At 50.5% G+C, this 1,762-nt stretch carries 1 rRNA gene; it reads left to right on the forward strand.

What is annotated here, in order from left to right:
• Positions 1-178 precede the first annotated feature (178 nt).
• Positions 179-1,714: ribosomal RNA gene (locus L647_RS0120605) — 16S ribosomal RNA — on the forward strand.
• The last annotated feature ends 48 nt before the right edge of the window (positions 1,715-1,762 follow it).

Below are 1,762 nucleotides of genomic sequence, written 5' to 3' on the forward strand. Positions count from 1 at the left end.
ATTGAGTTCTAACAGCCAACCTACTTAGGTAGCGAGGCAAACAAATTAGAGTCTCAATTGAAAACTGAGTGACCAACAGAATAATTATTTCGGTAATTATTCGGCACAGTCAATTCAATATCGAAAGATATTAAATAAATTCAGAATTCATTGAGCTGTCGAAAGACATAAAACTTTTTAATTGAAGAGTTTGATCATGGCTCAGATTGAACGCTGGCGGCAGGCCTAACACATGCAAGTCGAGCGGTAACAGAAAGTAGCTTGCTACTTTGCTGACGAGCGGCGGACGGGTGAGTAATGCTTGGGAACATGCCTTGAGGTGGGGGACAACAGTTGGAAACGACTGCTAATACCGCATAACGTCTACGGACCAAAGGGGGCTTCGGCTCTCGCCTTTAGATTGGCCCAAGTGGGATTAGCTAGTTGGTGAGGTAATGGCTCACCAAGGCGACGATCCCTAGCTGGTTTGAGAGGATGATCAGCCACACTGGGACTGAGACACGGCCCAGACTCCTACGGGAGGCAGCAGTGGGGAATATTGCACAATGGGCGCAAGCCTGATGCAGCCATGCCGCGTGTGTGAAGAAGGCCTTCGGGTTGTAAAGCACTTTCAGTCAGGAGGAAAGGTTAGTAGTTAATACCTGCTAGCTGTGACGTTACTGACAGAAGAAGCACCGGCTAACTCCGTGCCAGCAGCCGCGGTAATACGGAGGGTGCGAGCGTTAATCGGAATTACTGGGCGTAAAGCGTACGCAGGCGGTTTGTTAAGCGAGATGTGAAAGCCCCGGGCTCAACCTGGGAACTGCATTTCGAACTGGCAAACTAGAGTGTGATAGAGGGTGGTAGAATTTCAGGTGTAGCGGTGAAATGCGTAGAGATCTGAAGGAATACCGATGGCGAAGGCAGCCACCTGGGTCAACACTGACGCTCATGTACGAAAGCGTGGGGAGCAAACGGGATTAGATACCCCGGTAGTCCACGCCGTAAACGATGTCTACTAGAAGCTCGGAGCCTCGGTTCTGTTTTTCAAAGCTAACGCATTAAGTAGACCGCCTGGGGAGTACGGCCGCAAGGTTAAAACTCAAATGAATTGACGGGGGCCCGCACAAGCGGTGGAGCATGTGGTTTAATTCGATGCAACGCGAAGAACCTTACCTACACTTGACATACAGAGAACTTACCAGAGATGGTTTGGTGCCTTCGGGAACTCTGATACAGGTGCTGCATGGCTGTCGTCAGCTCGTGTTGTGAGATGTTGGGTTAAGTCCCGCAACGAGCGCAACCCCTATCCTTAGTTGCTAGCAGGTAATGCTGAGAACTCTAAGGAGACTGCCGGTGATAAACCGGAGGAAGGTGGGGACGACGTCAAGTCATCATGGCCCTTACGTGTAGGGCTACACACGTGCTACAATGGCGCATACAGAGTGCTGCGAACCTGCGAAGGTAAGCGAATCACTTAAAGTGCGTCGTAGTCCGGATTGGAGTCTGCAACTCGACTCCATGAAGTCGGAATCGCTAGTAATCGCGTATCAGAATGACGCGGTGAATACGTTCCCGGGCCTTGTACACACCGCCCGTCACACCATGGGAGTGGGTTGCTCCAGAAGTAGATAGTCTAACCCTCGGGAGGACGTTTACCACGGAGTGATTCATGACTGGGGTGAAGTCGTAACAAGGTAGCCCTAGGGGAACCTGGGGCTGGATCACCTCCTTATACGATTTAGAACTTATTTGTTCGTAGTGTCCACACAGATGATTGTTA

Origin of the sequence: Pseudoalteromonas sp. TB64 (genome assembly GCF_000498095.1) — a bacterium.
In the GTDB taxonomy this organism is placed as follows: domain Bacteria; phylum Pseudomonadota; class Gammaproteobacteria; order Enterobacterales; family Alteromonadaceae; genus Pseudoalteromonas.